The sequence below is a fragment of the Halomonas sp. genome (genome assembly GCF_014859505.1).
In the GTDB taxonomy this organism is placed as follows: domain Bacteria; phylum Pseudomonadota; class Gammaproteobacteria; order Pseudomonadales; family Halomonadaceae; genus Halomonas.
The window spans coordinates 1-16,659 of sequence record NZ_JACUUD010000068.1 but is presented as its reverse complement, the minus strand read 5'-3'; the positions used below and the strand labels follow the sequence as shown (position 1 = coordinate 16,659).

Genomic DNA, 16,659 nt, shown 5'->3' with positions numbered 1-16,659 from the left:
GTGGATGTCGAGGCCGACGTCGAGGCGGATGCCAGGACCAAGGCCCCGGGCCTGGACCGTGCCGTGGAGAATGCCGCGCCCCCGGCCAAGAGTCGCCTCGAGGCCGTTCGCGATCGGCTGCGGGGGATGGTCGGCAGTGACGACGACATCGACGACACCGACGTCACCGGGGAGGCCAACTGAGGCCTGATGCTCCCATCGCCGGGCAGGAGGCCCGGAGACTAACCCTCAAGCGCGCCGAGGCAGGATGCCCCGGCGCGCCTGCGTGTGGTCAGGTGCGGCCCTCGGCCAGGCGCCGCTGCTGCCAGGCGAAGTAGAGGAACAGCGCCCCCATCACCAGGTAGCCCATCACGAAGTCCGGGGCGGCGTTGAGGGCGAGCGCCGGGGCATGCATCAGCCCCACGAAGGAGAAGCCCGCGGCTACCGCGGCGAAAGCGGCGGCGCGGCGGAACTGGTGGTCGATCACCGAGACCGTCATGGCGCCGATCAGGATCGCCATGAACATGGCCCCCTGGCCCATCGGCACGATCCCTGATGAGATGCCGGCGACGGTTTCCTCGGCGGCGCGGCCAAAGCGGGTCATCACGTAGTTGGCGAAGTAGGGCAGCATGGCGAGCGCCACCGCCGGGTAGTAGCGGGTGTCGTTGCTCTGGAAGGCGGTGGCGATCATCGACATGCCCACGAAGACCAGGATCGGTGCCACCACCGAGACCGGGATGATGGCGGCGAGTGCCGCGATCAGGCCAAACATGGTGGCCAGTCCGTAGACCGCGCCGTTGAGCAGGCTGTAGCCGCGCCCGGCGCCCATCCACTTGGCGCCCACGGTGGCGATGTAGACGGTGGTGGGGAAGACTCCGCCGAACAGGGCGCCGATCATGGTGCCGGCGCCGTCCACCGCCTGGCACTCGCGCACGTCGTACTTGTCGCCGGCGGCCTCCATGGCCTCCACGTTGTTCATGGTCTCGATGGCGTTGTAGAGGGTGATCGGCAGCACCACGGTGAGCACCGCCAGCATGCCGGTGAAGAGCAGCCCCAGCCCCTCGAGCCAGGCTAGGTTGGGCAGCAGCGGGTAGAAGCCCAGATGGGTGAAGGCGTCGCTGAAGCGCTCGCCGCCGGCATCCCCGATCAGGTAGGCCATGGCGGTCCCCACCACGATGGCGAACAGCGAGGTGGGCAGCCGGAAGGGCATGGCCACCCTGGCCACCAGGCCGACGATGATGATCGCCAGCACCAGCAGGCCGATCACCGGCATCTCCAGGGTCTTGAACAGCATCTCGCCGGCGATGAAGGTCAGGGCCACGCCGGCCACGGCGCCGAGCATCGCCGCCCGGGGGAGGTGATGCTGGACCCAGCGGCCGATCAGGCTGATCAGTGCCTCGATGGCACCGCTGATGAAGCAGGCGGCCACCGCCACCTTCCAGGCCAGTTCGGCGTCGCCCGTCAGCTCCTTGGCGGGCAGCAATACTCCGAACAGGAAGACGAACATCACCGGGGTCGAGATGCCGTAGGAGAGGGCGGTGACGTCGGTCCGGTTCTCCTTCCTGGCCAGGCGCGCCGCGCTCCAGGCGTAGTAGAAGTTGCCCACCATCACGGCCACCGCGGCACCGGGCAGCACCTGACCGAAGACGATCGACGCCGGGAAGCCCATGCCGAGCATGGTGATGGCGATGATGACGAAGTTGGCGATGTTGTTCTGGAACAGGGCGAAGAAGGCGTCGGTATCCTCCTTCTTGTACCAGGGGTAGTGCACGGGAGAGCTGCCTGGGGGTGTCGCCATGGAGAGCCTCTTGAGTGGGGCGTTCTGGACATGGCCGGACTCTACCCCAAACGACGACGCCCGGGCAGGGCCCGGGCGTCGGCATCACTGGCGGTGCGGCGATCAGTTGACGGCGGCGACGGCCTTGGCCAGGTAGGGCAGGTTCTCGTGGGAGAAGCCGGCCACGTTGGCACGGCCCGAGCGCACCATGTAGATGCCGAACTCGTCACGCAGGCGATCGACCTGCTCGGGCGTCAGGCCGGTGTAGCTGAACATGCCGCGCTGCTCGGCGATGTGCGCATACTTCTGGTCCAGGCCGTAGGGCTTCAGGGCCTCGACGAAGTCGCGACGCAGGGTGTTGATGCGGTCGCGCATCTCGGTGAGCTCCTCGCGCCAGATGGCGGCGAGCTCCGCGGAGTGCAGGATCTCGCTGACGATGGCGCCGCCGTGGGCCGGCGGGTTGGAGTAGTTCTCGCGGGCCACGATGGCGATCTGAGAGCGGACGTTCTCCATCTGCTCGGTGTCTTTGGCCACCATGATCAGGCAGCCGGTGCGCTCGCAGTAGATGCCGAAGTTCTTGGAGCAGGAGCTGGTGATGATGACTTCGTCGAGGTGCTCGGCCAGCAGGCGCACGGCGTAGGCGTCCTCTTCCAGGCCTTCGCCGAAGCCCTGATAGGCGAAGTCGACCAGCGGCAGCAGGTGGCGCTCGCGAAGCACTTCGAGCACGGTCTGCCACTGCTCCCTGGAGAGATCGAAGCCGGTGGGGTTGTGGCAGCAGGCGTGCAGCAGCACCACGTCGCCTTCCGGGATCTGCTTCAGTGCAGCCAGCATACCGTCGAAATCGAGACGGTTCTCGGCGTCCACGTAGGGATACTTGTGCAGGGTCAGGCCGGCGGCCGGGAAGATGCCCAGGTGGTTCGGCCAGGTCGGGTCGGAGACCCACAGTGCCTTGCCGGGCAACTGCTTGGCGATGAAGTCCGCCGCCAGACGCAGGGCGCCGGTGCCGCCGGGTGACTGGGTGGCGCTGGCGCGTTTCGCCTCGAGGACCGGGGAGCCCTCACCCAGCACCATGGGCAGAACCACCGCGCCGTATTCCGGCGCCCCGTGGGAGCCGATGTAGGTCTTGGTGGTCTCGTTCTTGAGCAGCAGGGCCTCGGCTTGCTTGACGGCGCGCATCACCGGGGTGTTGCCCTGGTCGTCCTTGTAGACGCCGACGCCGAGATCGACCTTCTGGGGGTTGGTGTCCTTCTTGAAGGCCTCGATCAGACCGAGGATGGCATCCCCGGGAACCCGCTCAATGTGCTCGAACATTTATTTCGCTACCTCGTCGGTTCTGGCGGCAAGAATGAAGTCGTTCCTGTGCAGGCCCTTGATCTTGTGCGACCACCAGGTCACGGTCACCTTGCCGTATTCGGTGAGGATCGCCGGGTGGTGGTCCGCTTTCTCGGCGATCTCGCCGACACGCTGGGTGAAGTCGAGAGCCTGCACGAAATCCTTGAACGTGAAGCTCCGTTCAAGCTGCATGATGCCATCCCGGTCGACGATCTGCCACTCGGGTACCTGAGCACCATAGGTCTCTATCTCCTCAGGCGTGACGCGTGGTGCATCGATGCTGCAGGCTTCGCATTGTGCTTGAGCGATGTCTGTCATGATGTCTCCTTGCAGTACGGGGATTCACTATACCCCTGATGATTATCCGCTCGAATCGTTCCATCTTGGATAATGCCATGGCGTGGTGATGCCTGGATTCCGATACGCCAACCCCTCCGGATACCGTCCGACCCTGGTGCGACTCCCACTCTGGCTGAAGCGGGTCTTCAGCCTCTGGATGATGATCTGGGCGCCGAGCTATGCGGTCATGCTGGGCGTGCGGAACTTCTTCTGGCTATGCAACCTGCGCCGCTCAAGCTTCCGCCAGCGCTGAGGTCTTTTCGCGCACCTCGGCGTAGGGGTAGGCCTCGAGCGCCCCGAAGCCGGGCAGCTGTCTGGCCTTGAGCCGGGTGAGGCGCGGCGTGGTGATGCCGCACAGGAAGCGCGCCAGCAGGTCTGGCGTGGCGGGGCCGCCGGCGGCATCCTCGGCAAGCCGTGGGCCCAGCGCCTCGAGATGCTGGGCAAGTTCCCGCTGCTCCAGCGGGGCCAGGAGCGGCGGCGCCGGTAGCCGGGCGGGCTCGCCGCGGCAGGCGGAGCAGTGGCCGCAGCGCGTCGGGGCCCGGGCATCGCCGAACCAGTCGGCGAGCCGTCGACTCAGGCACTCGTCTGACTCGAACAGCGCCAGCATGGCGTGCAGCCGGGCGATCTCGGCCTGTTCCCTGTCGCGGAAGTAGGCGTGGAGCTCGGCGCCGAGGGCGCCGGGGTCCCGGGGTGCCGCGAGCACCCGGTAGACCTCGGTGAGCTGCTTGCTCTCCAGGATCATCCACCCCTTCTCGACGAAATACTCCAGGGCGGTGAGCACCCGGCCGCGCTGGACGTCCAGCCCGCGTTCGGCCCCCAGCTGCTCGAGGGCCGCGAAGTCCAGGGCGTGCCAGGTGCGCGCCCTGGGAGCGGCATCGAGGATGGCCTGGACGAAGGCCCGGCGCTCGCCCTGGAAGCGCCCGATCAGGGCGTCGGCCTCTTCATGCAGGCGGAAGCGGTAGTCGGCGAAGTAGCTGTGGCGAGGGGCGATGATGCCGCGCAGCTCCAGCTGCACCAGCAGTGTCTTGAGCGGCAGCGGACGGATATCGCTGTCCCGGGAGAGGGCGTTCAGGGTGAGCTCCCAGTCGCCGCCATGCTGCTCGGCGGCCTCGACCAGGGCATCGATCACGCGGTCGATGCCCTGGCGCTCCGGGGTGTCGCCATAGACGAAGGTCTCCAGCACGCCGAGGGTGTCGCGGCCAGCCAGCATCAGGCACTCGGACGGCTGGTCGTCACGACCCGCGCGGCCGATCTCCTGGCTGTAGTTCTCGATGGACTTGGGCAGATCGAAGTGCACCACGGCACGGATGTCGGCCTTGTCGATGCCCATGCCGAAGGCGATGGTGGCGACGATGCAGGAGATGCCTCCGGCCATGAAGTCGCGCTGGATCGCCCCGCGGCGCTCGCCCTCGAGCCCGGCATGGTAGGCCGTGGCGGCAATGCCGGCCTTGCTCAGGTAGGCGGCCAGCCGCTCGGCGGTCTGCTGCAGGGTCACGTAGACGATGGTGGGAAAGGCGGACTCACCGCCCTGGCGTGCCTTGAGCCAGGCCGCCAGGGCACGGGGGCGAAACTCGGCGGCCACCGGGGCGACGGTCAGGTCCAGGTTGGGGCGGTAGAAGCCGGTAAGGGTGACGTCGGCCTCGGCGATGCCGAAGCGCTGGCGCATGTCCTCGATGACCCGCGGGGTGGCGGTCGCGGTGAGCAGCAGCACCTGGGGAATCGCGAACTCGCGCTGGTAGTCGGGGAGCTTCAGGTAGTCGGGGCGGAAGTTATGGCCCCATTCGGAGATGCAGTGGGCCTCGTCCACCACCATCAGCGAGATCGGCACGCGGCGGATGAAGGCGCGGAAGCGCTCGTTCTTCAGGCGCTCCACCGAGATCATCAGGATGCGGATCTCGCCACGCTCGACCCCGCCCATCACCGCGGCGGCCTCGTCACGGCTCTGGCCGGAGTCGATGCTGGCGGCGGCAATGCCGTGGCGCCGCAGGAAGGCGAGCTGGTCCTGCATCAGCGCCAGCAGCGGCGAGATCACCAGCGTCAGGTGCGGCAGATGCAGGGCCGGCAACTGGTAGCAGAGCGACTTGCCGGAGCCGGTGGGGAAGATCGCCGCCGCCGAACGCCCGGCCACCACGGCCTCGATCACCGGCCGCTGGCCGGGGCGGAAATCGGGGTAGCCGAAGACCTGCTCGAGTGTCTGCTGGATCATGGCGTGGCGCTCCCTGCCGAGGTTGGGTTACTGGTTGGCTATCCAGTGTAGCGGCCAGGCGCTCCCCTGTCCTGCGGGTTGGCGCGGCATCGGCGTGGCTGGCTACACTTCAGCCAGATCACCGGCCCCCGCCGGTGCCGTCGAGAGGAGTTGCCATGCCGCTGGTCCAGCATACCGTTGAGGTGCCTGCCGCCGGTGTCGTCCTGGAGGGTGACCTGCTGCTGCCCGAGGCCCCTGCGGGCATCGTGGTGTTCGCCCACGGCAGCGGCAGCAGCCGCTTCAGTGTCCGCAATCGCCGAGTGGCGCTGCACCTCGCCCAGCAGGGCCTGGCGACCCTGCTGTTCGACCTGCTGACGCCGGAGGAGAGCCTGATCGACGAACGCACCCGGGCCCTGCGCTTCGACATTGCCCTGATCGGCGCCCGCATGGTCGCGGCCGTGGACTGGGTGGCGGAGCAGCCGCGGACCCGTGGCCTGTCGATCGGGCTGTTCGGCGCCAGCACCGGCGCGGCGGCGGCGCTGATCGCCGCCGCCCAGCGGCCGGAGCGGGTGAGGGCGGTGGTCTCCCGAGGCGGGCGTCCCGATCTTGCCGACGAGGCCCTGGCCGCCGTGCGGGCGCCGACCCTGCTCCTGGTGGGAGGACGGGATGGCCCGGTGATCGCCCTGAACGAGGCGGCCATGGCGCGCATGAGCTGCGCCTGCGAACTGCTGATCGTGCCCGGGGCCACTCACCTCTTCGAGGAGCCCGGCACCCTGGAGACCGTCGAGGCGAGGGCGGCCAGGTGGTTTCTCCAGCACCTGGCCGGGCGCTCCTAGGTGTGATCTCTCGGTAGGTGGCGCGTCGGCTTGGGCAGCGCTTCCTCGTGTCGTCGTGACTATCGCGGGGCATCGTAGCGCTCATGGCGATCGCTGGAGAACACTACCTGCCACAGCTGCAGGTGGCGCGCTCGGAAGGCGCCGGCGCAGACGGCCAGATAATAGCGGAACATGCGACGGGTGCGTTCGCTGTAGCGGTGGGCGATCTCTTGCCAGCGCGCATCGATGTTGTCCAGCCAGGCCATCAGGGTGCGGTCGTAATCGGGGCCGAAGTTCTGCCAGTCTTCCATCAGCAGGTGGGGTTCGCTGGCCCTGGTGATGTACATGGCCGACGGCAGCACCCCATTGGGGAAGATGTACCTGTTGATCCAGGGGTCGGCGGTGATCTCGGAGTGATTGGAGCCGATGGTGTGAAGCAGGAAGAGTCCCTCGGGAGCCAGCCGCTGCGCCACGGTCTCGAAGTAGGTGGAATAGTTGCGATGGCCCACGTGCTCGAACATGCCGATGGAGACGATGCGGTCGAAGCGTCCGGTCAGGTCGCGGTAGTCCTTGAGTTCGATGGTCACCGGCAGCCCCTCGCAGCGCTTTCGGGCCAGCTCGGCCTGCTCGCGGGAGATGGTGATGCCGGTGACGACGGCACCGTGGCGGCGAGCGGCATGCTCGGCGAAGCTGCCCCACCCGCAGCCGATGTCCAGCACGTGCATGCCCGGTTCGAGCTGGAGCTTGCGACAGGCCAACTCCAGCTTGGCCTGCTGAGCCTCGTGAAGGGTGCCGGCGTCCTTCCAGTAGCCGCAGGAGTAGCACATCGTCGGGTCGAGCATCCGCTCGAAGAGATCGTTGCCGAGGTCGTAGTGGGCCTCGCCGACGATGTAGGCGCGCGCCTTGCTCTGCAGGTTGAAAAAACCGGCCTGGAGGCGGTACATCAGGCGTTCGGAGGGCGTGTGGGCGCGCTCGGCCAGGCCATGGCGAAGGAGCCGGCAGGCCATCTCGTCGATCCTGTCGCACTCCCACCAGCCGTCCATGTAGGTTTCGCCCAGCCCCAGAGTGCCCTGATGCAGCACCCGCGAGAAGAAATCCGGATGGTAGACCCGCAGGTCCTGGGGAGCATCGCCGTTGAGAGCCACCCCGGAGCCCTCCAGCAGCTGTTCGAAGACATGGCGGGCACGGGTGGCGGGCAGAGCGATGGGGCCGATGCAGTTGTCACTGGTCATGGAGTCCTCCTGATCCAGCAGATTTGATGCAATTCCTGTCGCTGGCGGCGGGCCCGGACGTTACGCGCGTTGCTGGGTCCGGTAGCCTTGAGCATAGACCAGCAGAAAAAACCGAGGGAAACCCTTCCCTCACTGCCAACCCGACGTTTTGCAACGAGGAGTGAGCGCCATGCACGTCATCATTGATCTCTGTGTCGTACCGCTGGGAGTGGGGGTCTCGGTCTCGCCACAGATCGCCGCCTGCCAGCGGGTGATCCGGGCCTCGGGTCTCGAACACCGCATGCATGCCTACGGGACCAACATCGAGGGGCCCTGGGACGAGGTGATGGCCGTGGTCAAGCGCTGCCACGAGGTGGTGCACGAGATGGGCTCGCCGCGCATCACTACCACGCTCAAGCTCGGCACCCGCACCGATCGGGAGCAACACATGGACGACAAGGTGGCCAGCGTGGAGGCCCTCATGCGCTAGTCGATTCTGCTGCCGCTGTGCTGCCCCTGACGCGGGGTAAGGCGTTATATCCTTGTGCCCAGAGGCGAGTGGTAAACGCGCCTCTCTTAAATTACCTTGGCGCATAACAAGCAGGCTGTTTTCGAGGTTCAAGGAATATGCAGCGCGATTCCCAGCGACACCCCGCTCGGGACGAGATCCCCGGCGCCCTGCCCACGGGATCGGTCATGCCCCCCGGCCGGGTCAGCCTGGTCGGTGCCGGGCCCGGCGATCCGGAACTGCTGACCCTGAAGGCGCTGCGGCGCCTTCAGCAGGCCGAGGTAATCCTGCATGATCGCCTGGTCAGCCAGGAGGTGCTCGCCCTGGCCAACCCCGAGGCCTGGCGGCTCTATGTCGGCAAGGCGCGCTCCGACCACAGCCTGCCCCAGCAGGACATCAACCAGGCCCTGGTCGACTGGGCCTGCGCGGGCAAGCGGGTGGTGCGCCTCAAGGGCGGGGATCCCTTCATCTTCGGCCGGGGCGGCGAGGAACTCGAGACCCTGGCCGCAGCGGGCGTCGACTTCGAGGTGATCCCCGGCATCACCGCGGCCTCGGGATGTGCCGCCTATGCCGGCATCCCGCTGACCCACCGCGACCATGCCCAGTCGGTGCGCTTCATCACCGGTCACCTCAAGAACGGCAGCGCCGATCTGGACTGGCCCGCCCTGGCCAGCCCCGGCCAGACCCTGGTCTTCTACATGGGGCTGCGCGGACTGCCGGAGATCTGCCGCCAGTTGGTCGCCCATGGCCTGGCGGCCGACACCCCGGTGGCCCTGATCGAGCAGGGCAGCACGGCGCGCCAGCGCGTGCACACTGGCACCCTGGCCGACCTGCCGGCCCGGCTGGCGCAGGCGTTGGTTCAGCCGCCTACCCTGATCATCATCGGCGGGGTAGCGGCCCTCCATGACCGCCTTGCCTGGTTCGATGCCGCCCGAGCTGAGGCCGAGGGCTGGGACACCGGCAGGCGCGACTGAGGCCGGATGCCTCCGCCTCGAATGACATGCGATACTGGGATTTTCTCCATCGAGACCCCGCCATGCCGTCCCCACTCGCGGACCCCATCGTCGAGGTCAGGCGCCTGCGCCGCCCCCGGGGGCGCCGCCACTGGCTGACCCGCAGCTTCCGTCTCCAGGTGATGCTGCTGGTGGGCGTGCTGCTGGCCGCCATGCTGCTGGCCCAGGGCGCCTACCTCAACCACCGCAAGGCCGAGATCATCAGCGACCAGATGGGCCAGCGGGCCCTGGCGGTGGCCCGGAGCGTGGCCGCCATTCCCGAGCTGGTCGCGGCCTTCGATGACCCCGACCCCAGTGCCGCCATCCAGCCCATCGCCGAGCGCATCCGCCGCGACACCGGCGCCCGCTATGTGGTGGTGGGCAACGCCGACGGCATCCGCTACTCCCACCCGTTGCCCGAGCGCATCGGCCTGCCCATGGTCGGCGGCGACAACGACCGGGCGCTGATCGGCGGCGAGTCCTATGTCTCCGAGGCCGAGGGCTCCCTGGGCGAGGCGATGCGCGGCAAGACGCCGGTGCTCGACGCCGAAGGCTCGATCATCGGCATCGTCTCGGTGGGCTTCATGCTCGACCGGGTAGCCCTGGACGTGGGGCGTCACACCAGCCTGGGCTGGTGGCTGGTGGCGTTCATGGTGGTACTCGGTTTCGCCGGGGCCTACGGGCTCTCCTACCACCTCAAGCGGGTGATCCTGGGCCTGGAGCCCCATGAGATCGCCCGCCTGGCCATGGAGAAGGAGGCGATCCTCCAGTCGATCCATGAAGGCATCCTGGCGGTCAACCGCGAGGGCGAGATCACCCTGGTCAACCAGCAGGCGCGGCGATTCCTGGACCTGCCCGAGGCCACGGAGGCGCTGGGGCGGCCGATCCAGGAGCTGGTGCCCAACTCGCGTCTGCTGGAGGTGCTCGAGAGCGGCGAGCAGCAGTTCGACCAGCAGATGTGGCTCGGCGACCACCCGGTGGTGGTCAACCGGGTGCCGGTGGTGCATGGCGGGGAACTGGAGGGCGCGGTGGCCACCTTCCGCAGCCGCCGCGAGATCGTCGACCTCTCCAATGCCCTGACCGCGGCGAGTCGCGACGTGGACATGCTGCGCGCCCAGGCCCACGAGTTCTCCAACAAGCTCTACACCATCTCCGGGCTGCTGCAGCTGGAGCGCATCGCTGACGCCCTGGCGCTGATCCACCAGGAGAGCCGCCACCAGCAGGCGCAGATGAGCTTCCTGATGGACCGTGTGGCCGATCCGGTGATCAGCGGCACCCTGCTTGGCAAGTTGACCCGCGCCCGCGAGCTCGGCGTCAGTCTGGAGATCGACGACCAGAGCTCGCTCTCCACCCCGCTCACCGCCATCGGCCAGGAGGTGCTGATGACGGTGATCGGCAACCTGCTCGACAATGCCTGTCATGCCGCCCTGCAGGAGGGGCGCGAGCACGAGGAGGGGCCGAGGGTGAGGCTCTTCTTCACCGACCTGGGCGAGCAGCTGCTGATCGAGGTGGAGGACAACGGCCCCGGAGTGGCCGCCGAACACGTCGAGGTGATCTTCACCGAGGGCTTCTCGACCAAACCGGGCAAGCATCGCGGCATCGGCTTGGCGCTGGTTGCGCGGCTGTGTGCCGAACACGGCGGCGCCGTCACCCTGGAGGAGAGCGAGCTGGGCGGTGCCTGCTTCGCGGTGGTGCTCGACCGTTCGCTATGCCGCGACCCGGCTACGGCCTGAGCGATCCCAGCTTCCCCGACCGCCACGACCGTCACAGGAGGAGAGATGTCGAACGACCCCCAGTCGGCCCAGGGCCAGGCCTACGGAGTCCTGATCATCGAGGACGACTTTCGCATCGCCGAGATCCACCGCGCCTTCATCGAGCAGAGCCAGGGCTTCAGGGTGGTGGGCATGGCGCGTTCCGGGGCGGAGGCCCGCACCCTGCTGGCCGACGGCGGACAGGCGGTAGACCTGGTGCTGCTCGACGCCTACCTGCCGGACGTCGAGGGGCTGGAGCTGCTGTGGCTGCTGCGCCGCGACTACCTGCATACCGACGTGGTGATGGTCACCGCCGCCCGGGAGGTGGAGACCATCAGCGAGGCCCTTCGCGGTGGCGTCTTCGACTACCTGATCAAGCCCGCCGAGGCCACGCGCATGGCCCAGATGCTGGCGCGCTTTCGCCGTGAGCGGGCGGTCCTGGCGGCCCGCGGCGAGATGAGCCAGGAGGAGCTCGACCAGGTGCTGGCCCGGGTGAAGCCTGAGGCGGCGCCCGGCGGTCCTGCGGCAGACGGGCCGCGCCGCCAGCTGCCCAAGGGCATCGACCGGCTGACCCTGCGGGCCGTGGTGGCCACCGTGGAGGAGACGCCAGTCCCCCTGGCGGCCATGCAGGTGGCCAGGGCGATGGGCGCCAGTCGCTCCACGGCGCGGCGCTACCTGGAGTTCCTGGTCTCGGTGCAGGTGGTGAGCGCCGAGCTGGGCTATGGTGATGTGGGCAGGCCGGAGCGCCGCTATCGCCTGGTGGGGGACGCCTCCCCCTGGTGCGAGGAGGGGTGAGGGGCTCGCCGCCGTGAGCAGAATGGACACAATGCCCAGAACGCTCTTTTTATCCCTTATGTTCACAAGGGTGTGATACCTGGCGCGGCTCCTCTAACGTTCGCTCCGTAGCTCCATAACAACGAACCCGCCTAGAGGAAATCGCCATGACCGCCAAGTTCACTTCCAGGGGTCTCACCGCCATCGTCCTTCCGCTGGCCGCACTGACCGGCCTGGCCGGCACCGCCCAGGCCGACGACTGGACCCCGACCCGCTCCATCGAATTCATTGCCCCCGCCAACCCCGGCGGCGGCTGGGATACCCTGGTGCGCACCACCTCGCGGGTGATCCAGCAGGAGGGCCTGGCCGACCAGAACTTCGCCGCCATCAACGTGCCGGGCGGCGGTGGCGCCGTGGCCTGGGCCCAGATCGCCGGCGACAGTGGCAACCCCCACAAGCTGTTCGCCACCAGCCCGCCCATCATCCTGGTGCCGCTGGCCGGGACCTCGCGTTACGACCATACCGATTTCACGCCGATCGCGCGTTTGATCACCGACTATTCCATCGTGCTGGTTCCGATGGATTCCGAATACCAGGACCTCAATGACCTCTTCGATGCGATGCGCGAGTCGCCTTCCATGAGTGTCGGTGGCGGCAGTGCGCCGGGTTCCATGGACCATATCGCCATCGCGGGCGTGGCCTCCGCGGCCGGTCTCGAGGCGTCGGGTGTCAATTACATCGCCTTCTCGGGAGGCGGCGAAGCCATGACCAACCTCATGGGGGGGCATGTCGAGGCCGTGATTACCGGTGCCGGCGAAGCGGCAGGGCAACTGGGTCCCGACAGCCAGCTTCGTGCCCTGGGTGTTTCCTCACCTGAACGAATGGGGGGGCCGCTGGCCGATGTGCCGACCTACCAGGAGCAGGGCATCGATTACACCTTCGACATCTGGCGCGGTGTCATGGGTACGCCCGACATGCCGGCCGAAGCCGTTGCCTACTACGAGGACTTGTTCGCGCAGATGCTCGAGACCGAGGGCTGGCAGGAAGCCCGTGACCAACTGGGTTGGCTCGACGCCTATCAGAACAGTGAAGAATTCGGCGCCTTCCTCGACGCCCAGAAGGAAGAGTTCAGCGGCGTCCTGACCGAACTCGGCCTGATTCGCTGATCGCTGGCTGATTTACACCCGGAGTGACTCTCTTGAGCCCTGGTCATACAGGGCTCAATTTTCTCGAACGTGACTCTTGGGTTTGACGCCAGGCTTCATCTGGTATGGGCCCGAGGTGGAATGCTCATGACACGACTCAATACCAACCAGATCCTGGCGCTGATCATCGCGCTGTTCTCGGTGGGCTATCTGGTGATGGCCTTCCAGATCCCCCAGTTCCCCCTGCCGCGGCCGATCGATTCCGACCTCTTTCCCAAGGTGCTGGGGTTCTCTCTGCTCGGCCTTGCCGTGTGTCTGTTCGTGGAGAGACCCAAGGCCCAGGACATTCCCGACGAACCGAGCCAGGAGGCGCTGAACCAGCCATTATTGCTGCGCCCCTGGTCGCGGGTCGTGATCACATCGCTGGCAATTATTGCCTATGCGCTGCTGCTGGTGCCGATCGGTTTCGTGGTGGCGTCCACGACCCTGGCCTTCGGTCTTGGCTTGTATTACGGCTATCGTCGACACGCTGTCAATCTGGCGACCTCGCTTGGCGTGGTACTGGCGCTCTACCTGACCATGACGCGCATCATGGAAGTCTACCTGCCCACCGGAATCCTGCCGATCTGATGTCCCAGGACACGTTCGGCCCGCGAGAGAGAACCTGTTCATGGAAGCCTTGAATAACCTGATGTTCGGCTTCGGCATCGCGCTGGAGCCCATGAACATCGCCTATGTCTTCGGTGGCGTCTTCGCCGGTACCATCATCGGTATGCTGCCGGGTCTGGGACCGATCAGCGCCCTGGCCCTGATGATTCCGATCACCTTCGCCATGGAACCATCCTCCGGCTTGATCCTGATGGCAGGGGTCTACTACGGGGCCATCTTCGGTGGCTCGAGTTCGTCGATCCTGCTCAACGCGCCCGGCGTGGCCGGTACTGTGGCCACCTCCTTCGACGGCTACCCCATGGCCAAGCAGGGCATGGCCGGCAAGGCCCTGGCCATCGCGGCCTATGCCTCCTTCGTGGGCGGCACCATCTCCATCGTCTTCCTGATGATGGTGGCCCCGCTGCTGTCGAGGGTCGCCGTGGCGTTCGGGCCGGCGGAGTACTTCGCCCTGATGGTGCTGGGTCTGACGGCGGTGGTATCGCTCTCCGACAAGTCCCTGGTCAAGGGGCTGATTGCCGCCGTGGTGGGGATCATGATCTCCATCATCGGCATCGACCTGCAGACCGGTACGGTGCGGTTCGCCTTCGGTTCCGCGCACCTGCTGGATGGCATCGATTTCCTCGTGGTGGCGCTGGGTATCTTCGCCCTGGCAGAGGTCTTCTACATGCTGCTCAGGGGAGGGGGTGGCAAGGAGCCGGAACGTAATGCCATCGGTTCGCTCAAGCTCACCCGGCATGAGGTCAGGGAGATCGCAGGCCCGATCAGCCGTAGCTCGGTGCTGGGGTTCTTCACGGGCGTCTTGCCGGGTGCCGGTGCGACCATCGGCTCCTTCCTCGGCTACAGCATGGAGAAGCGCATCGCCAAGGATGGTGACACCTTCGGCAAGGGCAATATCAAGGGGGTGGCGGCACCCGAGGCGGCCAACAACGCCGCCTGTACCGGTTCCTTCGTGCCCTTGCTGACCCTCGGCGTGCCAGGCTCCGGTACCACGGCGGTCCTGCTCGGTGCCCTGCTGGTCATGGGGGTATCGCCCGGGCCTGCCATGCTGGTGGACCGGCCCGATGTGTTCTGGGGCGTCATCGCCAGCATGTATATCGGCAACATCATGCTGCTGGTCCTCAACCTGCCGCTGATTCCCTATATCGCCAAGATCCTCGAGATGCCGCGCCCGCTGCTGCTGTCGCTGATCCTGATCTTCTGCATGGTCGGCGTCTACGGCATGAGCTTCACCGTCGTCGACCTGCTGTTCCTTCTCGGCTTCGGCCTGGTGGGGCTGGGGATGCGGCTGTTCGGCTTCCCGGCGGCACCTCTTATCCTGGCGCTGATCCTGGGCAGCATCATGGAAGAGTCCATGCGCCGTGCCCTGCAGATCTCCGGCGGCGACTGGATGACCTTCATCGACAAGCCGATCTCCATGTGGCTGTTGATCATCGCCGCGCTGTCGCTGCTGTTGCCTCTGGTCAAGCCGCTGATGCGCAAATTGCGCGCCCGGGCCTGACCCGCCCGGCATCTTGCCCGCCGGCCAACTGCCGTATCCCTCACAGGGGCGCCGACACCGTCGGCGCCCCTGTTGCATCCTGGTCTCCGCCCACGGGTGCACCGTCCGGGTGCGGCGGGGCGGGCGACCTCACCGGGATGATGCATGGGCAGCGCACCGCGCCCAATCCAGTGCACTGACCGGGTGCATCCTGGCCCTTTCCGCCTGGCGAGGGGATCTGGTAATTGATTGTATTTTAAAATTTTTATGGGGAATGTCGCCTGATGGCGCAGCCTTTGCTTTGTCTTGTTGCCACACAACAACGACCCCCTTCGGGGAGCAAGGAGATTCTGATGACCCTGTCCCATCGCAAGACGCTGCCGCTTCGTCCCCTGACCGCCGCGCTCCTGACCGCCTCCCTGCTGGGGGCCGGCGGCCAGGCACTGGCCGATGACGACCCCATCAAGGTGGGTATCCTGCACTCGCTCTCCGGCACCATGGCGATCAGCGAGACGGTGCTCAAGGACACGGTGGAGATGCTGGTCGCGAAGCAGAACGCCGAGGGTGGCCTGCTGGGCCGTCAGCTCGAGGCGGTGGTGGTGGACCCGGCCTCCAACTGGCCGCTGTTCGCCGAACGCGCCCGGGAACTGCTCGCCCAGCACGAGGTGGACGTGGTCTTCGGCAACTGGACCTCGGTGTCGCGCAAGGCGGTGCTGCCGGTCTTCGAGGAGTTGAACGGCCTGCTCTTCTACCCGGTGCAGTACGAGGGGGAGGAGTCCTCCGAGAACGTCTTCTATACCGGCGCGGCACCCAACCAGCAGGCGATCCCGGCGGTGAACTACCTGCATGACGAGGTGGGGGTCGAGCGCTGGGTGCTGGCGGGCACCGACTACGTTTATCCGCGCACCACCAACCGCATCCTCGAGGCTTACCTCCAGGAGGAGTTCGGGGTGGCCGAGGCGGATATCCTGGTCAACTACACGCCGTTCGGCCACTCCGACTGGCAGAACATCGTCGCCGAGATCCGCCGCTTCGGTTCCGAGGGCAAGAAGACCGCGGTGGTCTCCACCATCAACGGCGACGCCAACGTGCCCTTCTACCGCGAACTGGCCAACCAGGGCATCGACGCCGCGGACATCCCGGTGGTGGCCTTCTCGGTGGGCGAGCAGGAACTGACCGGCATCGACACCGGCCCGCTGGTCGGCCACCTGGCCGCCTGGAACTACTTCATGAGCGTCGATACCGATGCCAACTATGACTTCATCGATGCCTGGATCGAGTGGACCGGCGACGAGGAGGCGGTGACCAACGACCCGATGGAGGCCCACTACATTGGCTTCAACATGTGGGCGGAAGCGGTACGCAAGGCCGGGACCACCGACGTCGATGCCGTCAAGGACGCCATCATCGGCGTGGCGGTGCCCAACCTCACCGGCGGCTATGCGGCCATGATGCCCAACCACCACATCACCAAGCCGGTGCTGATCGGCGAGATCCAGGACAACGGGCAGTTCGACATCGTCTGGCAGACACCCTCCACCGTAGTCGGCGATGCCTGGTCCGACTTCCTGCCGGGCTCCCGCGACCTGATCGCGGACTGGCGCGCCCCGATGCGCTGCGGCAACTTCAACGTCTCCAGTGGCTCCTGCGGCGGTAGCACCGCGGCCGAGGAGGCCGAGGCCGCCCTGGCCGAGTAACGCCCACC

General features: G+C 66.9%; 16 protein-coding genes. 11 read left to right on the top strand and 5 right to left on the bottom strand.

Annotated elements, in window-relative coordinates:
* The coding region (locus tag IBX53_RS10305) for a hypothetical protein (protein ID WP_290908827.1) at window positions 1-183 on the top strand (183 nt) is incomplete at its 5' end.
* A gap of 88 nt (window positions 184-271) precedes the next feature.
* Here the strand turns inward: IBX53_RS10305 and IBX53_RS10300 are convergent.
* The 3 genes from IBX53_RS10300 to IBX53_RS10290 form a co-directional block, all read right to left on the bottom strand.
* Window positions 272-1,777, bottom strand: a complete 1,506-nt coding sequence (locus IBX53_RS10300; RefSeq protein ID WP_290908825.1) for an NCS2 family permease — start codon at window positions 1,775-1,777, stop codon at window positions 272-274.
* A gap of 102 nt (window positions 1,778-1,879) precedes the next feature.
* Window positions 1,880-3,067, bottom strand: a complete 1,188-nt coding sequence (locus IBX53_RS10295) for an amino acid aminotransferase (protein WP_290908823.1) — start codon at window positions 3,065-3,067, stop codon at window positions 1,880-1,882.
* Window positions 3,068-3,406: a 4a-hydroxytetrahydrobiopterin dehydratase gene (locus IBX53_RS10290; RefSeq protein WP_290908821.1), complete on the bottom strand. Its 339-nt coding sequence runs from the start codon at window positions 3,404-3,406 to the stop codon at window positions 3,068-3,070. It lies immediately after the preceding gene.
* Window positions 3,407-3,494: 88 nt separating this feature from the next.
* Here IBX53_RS10290 and IBX53_RS10285 point away from each other — a divergent pair, with 88 nt between their 5' ends.
* Entirely contained in the window at window positions 3,495-3,680 is a 186-nt protein-coding gene (locus tag IBX53_RS10285) for a hypothetical protein (RefSeq protein WP_290908809.1), read from the top strand.
* Here the strand turns inward: IBX53_RS10285 and IBX53_RS10280 are convergent.
* The gene (locus tag IBX53_RS10280; RefSeq protein WP_290908806.1) at window positions 3,660-5,633 is read right to left on the bottom strand and encodes an ATP-dependent DNA helicase RecQ; all 1,974 of its coding nucleotides are present in this window, start codon (window positions 5,631-5,633) and stop codon (window positions 3,660-3,662) included. The two genes, IBX53_RS10285 and IBX53_RS10280, sit on opposite strands and share 21 nt — an antisense overlap.
* A 155-nt stretch (window positions 5,634-5,788) precedes the next feature.
* Between IBX53_RS10280 and IBX53_RS10275 the strand changes: the two genes are divergently transcribed.
* Window positions 5,789-6,448, top strand: a complete 660-nt coding sequence (locus IBX53_RS10275) for an alpha/beta fold hydrolase (RefSeq protein WP_290908804.1) — start codon at window positions 5,789-5,791, stop codon at window positions 6,446-6,448.
* Between the two features lie 59 nt (window positions 6,449-6,507).
* On the opposite strand, the gene cfa is transcribed toward IBX53_RS10275, so the two are convergent.
* Entirely contained in the window at window positions 6,508-7,659 is a 1,152-nt protein-coding gene (gene cfa, locus IBX53_RS10270) for a cyclopropane fatty acyl phospholipid synthase (RefSeq protein WP_290908801.1), read from the bottom strand.
* 169 nt (window positions 7,660-7,828) lie between these two features.
* Here cfa and IBX53_RS10265 point away from each other — a divergent pair, with 169 nt between their 5' ends.
* The 8 genes from IBX53_RS10265 to urtA all read left to right on the top strand — a co-directional run bounded on the left by IBX53_RS10265 (window position 7,829) and on the right by urtA (window position 16,651).
* Complete coding sequence (locus IBX53_RS10265; protein ID WP_290908799.1) at window positions 7,829-8,128, top strand: MTH1187 family thiamine-binding protein; 300 nt, start codon at window positions 7,829-7,831, stop codon at window positions 8,126-8,128.
* Between the two features lie 206 nt (window positions 8,129-8,334).
* Window positions 8,335-9,120: a uroporphyrinogen-III C-methyltransferase gene (gene cobA, locus IBX53_RS10260; RefSeq protein WP_290908829.1), complete on the top strand. Its 786-nt coding sequence runs from the start codon at window positions 8,335-8,337 to the stop codon at window positions 9,118-9,120.
* Window positions 9,121-9,182: 62 nt separating this feature from the next.
* Window positions 9,183-10,871 (top strand): sensor histidine kinase, encoded by a 1,689-nt coding sequence (locus IBX53_RS10255; RefSeq protein ID WP_290908795.1) that lies wholly within the window; start codon window positions 9,183-9,185, stop codon window positions 10,869-10,871.
* Window positions 10,872-10,916: 45 nt separating this feature from the next.
* Window positions 10,917-11,684, top strand: coding sequence for a response regulator (locus IBX53_RS10250; protein WP_290908792.1), 768 nt, complete (start codon window positions 10,917-10,919; stop codon window positions 11,682-11,684).
* Between the two features lie 146 nt (window positions 11,685-11,830).
* Window positions 11,831-12,829 carry a tripartite tricarboxylate transporter substrate binding protein gene (locus IBX53_RS10245; RefSeq protein WP_290908790.1) on the top strand — a complete coding sequence of 333 codons (999 nt, stop codon included), beginning with the start codon at window positions 11,831-11,833 and terminating at the stop codon, window positions 12,827-12,829.
* A 126-nt stretch (window positions 12,830-12,955) separates the two neighbouring features.
* Entirely contained in the window at window positions 12,956-13,438 is a 483-nt protein-coding gene (locus IBX53_RS10240; protein ID WP_290908788.1) for a tripartite tricarboxylate transporter TctB family protein, read from the top strand.
* Between the two features lie 40 nt (window positions 13,439-13,478).
* On the top strand, window positions 13,479-14,975 hold the full coding sequence (locus IBX53_RS10235; RefSeq protein WP_290908787.1) for a tripartite tricarboxylate transporter permease: 1,497 nt from the start codon (window positions 13,479-13,481) through the stop codon (window positions 14,973-14,975).
* A gap of 332 nt (window positions 14,976-15,307) precedes the next feature.
* Complete coding sequence (urtA, locus tag IBX53_RS10230) at window positions 15,308-16,651, top strand: urea ABC transporter substrate-binding protein (RefSeq protein WP_290908786.1); 1,344 nt, start codon at window positions 15,308-15,310, stop codon at window positions 16,649-16,651.
* The last annotated feature ends 8 nt before the right edge of the window (window positions 16,652-16,659 follow it).

Excerpts from the sequence above, each read along its gene's own strand:
- IBX53_RS10300 (WP_290908825.1), bottom strand. The coding sequence starts at position 1,777 with ATGGCGACACCCCCAGGCAGCTCTCCCGTGCACTACCCCTGGTACAAG.
- IBX53_RS10295 (WP_290908823.1), bottom strand. The coding sequence starts at position 3,067 with ATGTTCGAGCACATTGAGCGGGTTCCCGGGGATGCCATCCTCGGTCTG.
- IBX53_RS10290 (WP_290908821.1), bottom strand. The coding sequence starts at position 3,406 with ATGACAGACATCGCTCAAGCACAATGCGAAGCCTGCAGCATCGATGCA.
- IBX53_RS10285 (WP_290908809.1), top strand. The coding sequence starts at position 3,495 with ATGCCTGGATTCCGATACGCCAACCCCTCCGGATACCGTCCGACCCTG.
- IBX53_RS10280 (WP_290908806.1), bottom strand. The coding sequence starts at position 5,633 with ATGATCCAGCAGACACTCGAGCAGGTCTTCGGCTACCCCGATTTCCGC.
- IBX53_RS10275 (WP_290908804.1), top strand. The coding sequence starts at position 5,789 with ATGCCGCTGGTCCAGCATACCGTTGAGGTGCCTGCCGCCGGTGTCGTC.
- cfa (WP_290908801.1), bottom strand. The coding sequence starts at position 7,659 with ATGACCAGTGACAACTGCATCGGCCCCATCGCTCTGCCCGCCACCCGT.
- IBX53_RS10265 (WP_290908799.1), top strand. The coding sequence starts at position 7,829 with ATGCACGTCATCATTGATCTCTGTGTCGTACCGCTGGGAGTGGGGGTC.
- cobA (WP_290908829.1), top strand. The coding sequence starts at position 8,335 with ATGCCCCCCGGCCGGGTCAGCCTGGTCGGTGCCGGGCCCGGCGATCCG.
- IBX53_RS10255 (WP_290908795.1), top strand. The coding sequence starts at position 9,183 with ATGCCGTCCCCACTCGCGGACCCCATCGTCGAGGTCAGGCGCCTGCGC.
- IBX53_RS10250 (WP_290908792.1), top strand. The coding sequence starts at position 10,917 with ATGTCGAACGACCCCCAGTCGGCCCAGGGCCAGGCCTACGGAGTCCTG.
- IBX53_RS10245 (WP_290908790.1), top strand. The coding sequence starts at position 11,831 with ATGACCGCCAAGTTCACTTCCAGGGGTCTCACCGCCATCGTCCTTCCG.
- IBX53_RS10240 (WP_290908788.1), top strand. The coding sequence starts at position 12,956 with ATGACACGACTCAATACCAACCAGATCCTGGCGCTGATCATCGCGCTG.
- IBX53_RS10235 (WP_290908787.1), top strand. The coding sequence starts at position 13,479 with ATGGAAGCCTTGAATAACCTGATGTTCGGCTTCGGCATCGCGCTGGAG.
- urtA (WP_290908786.1), top strand. The coding sequence starts at position 15,308 with ATGACCCTGTCCCATCGCAAGACGCTGCCGCTTCGTCCCCTGACCGCC.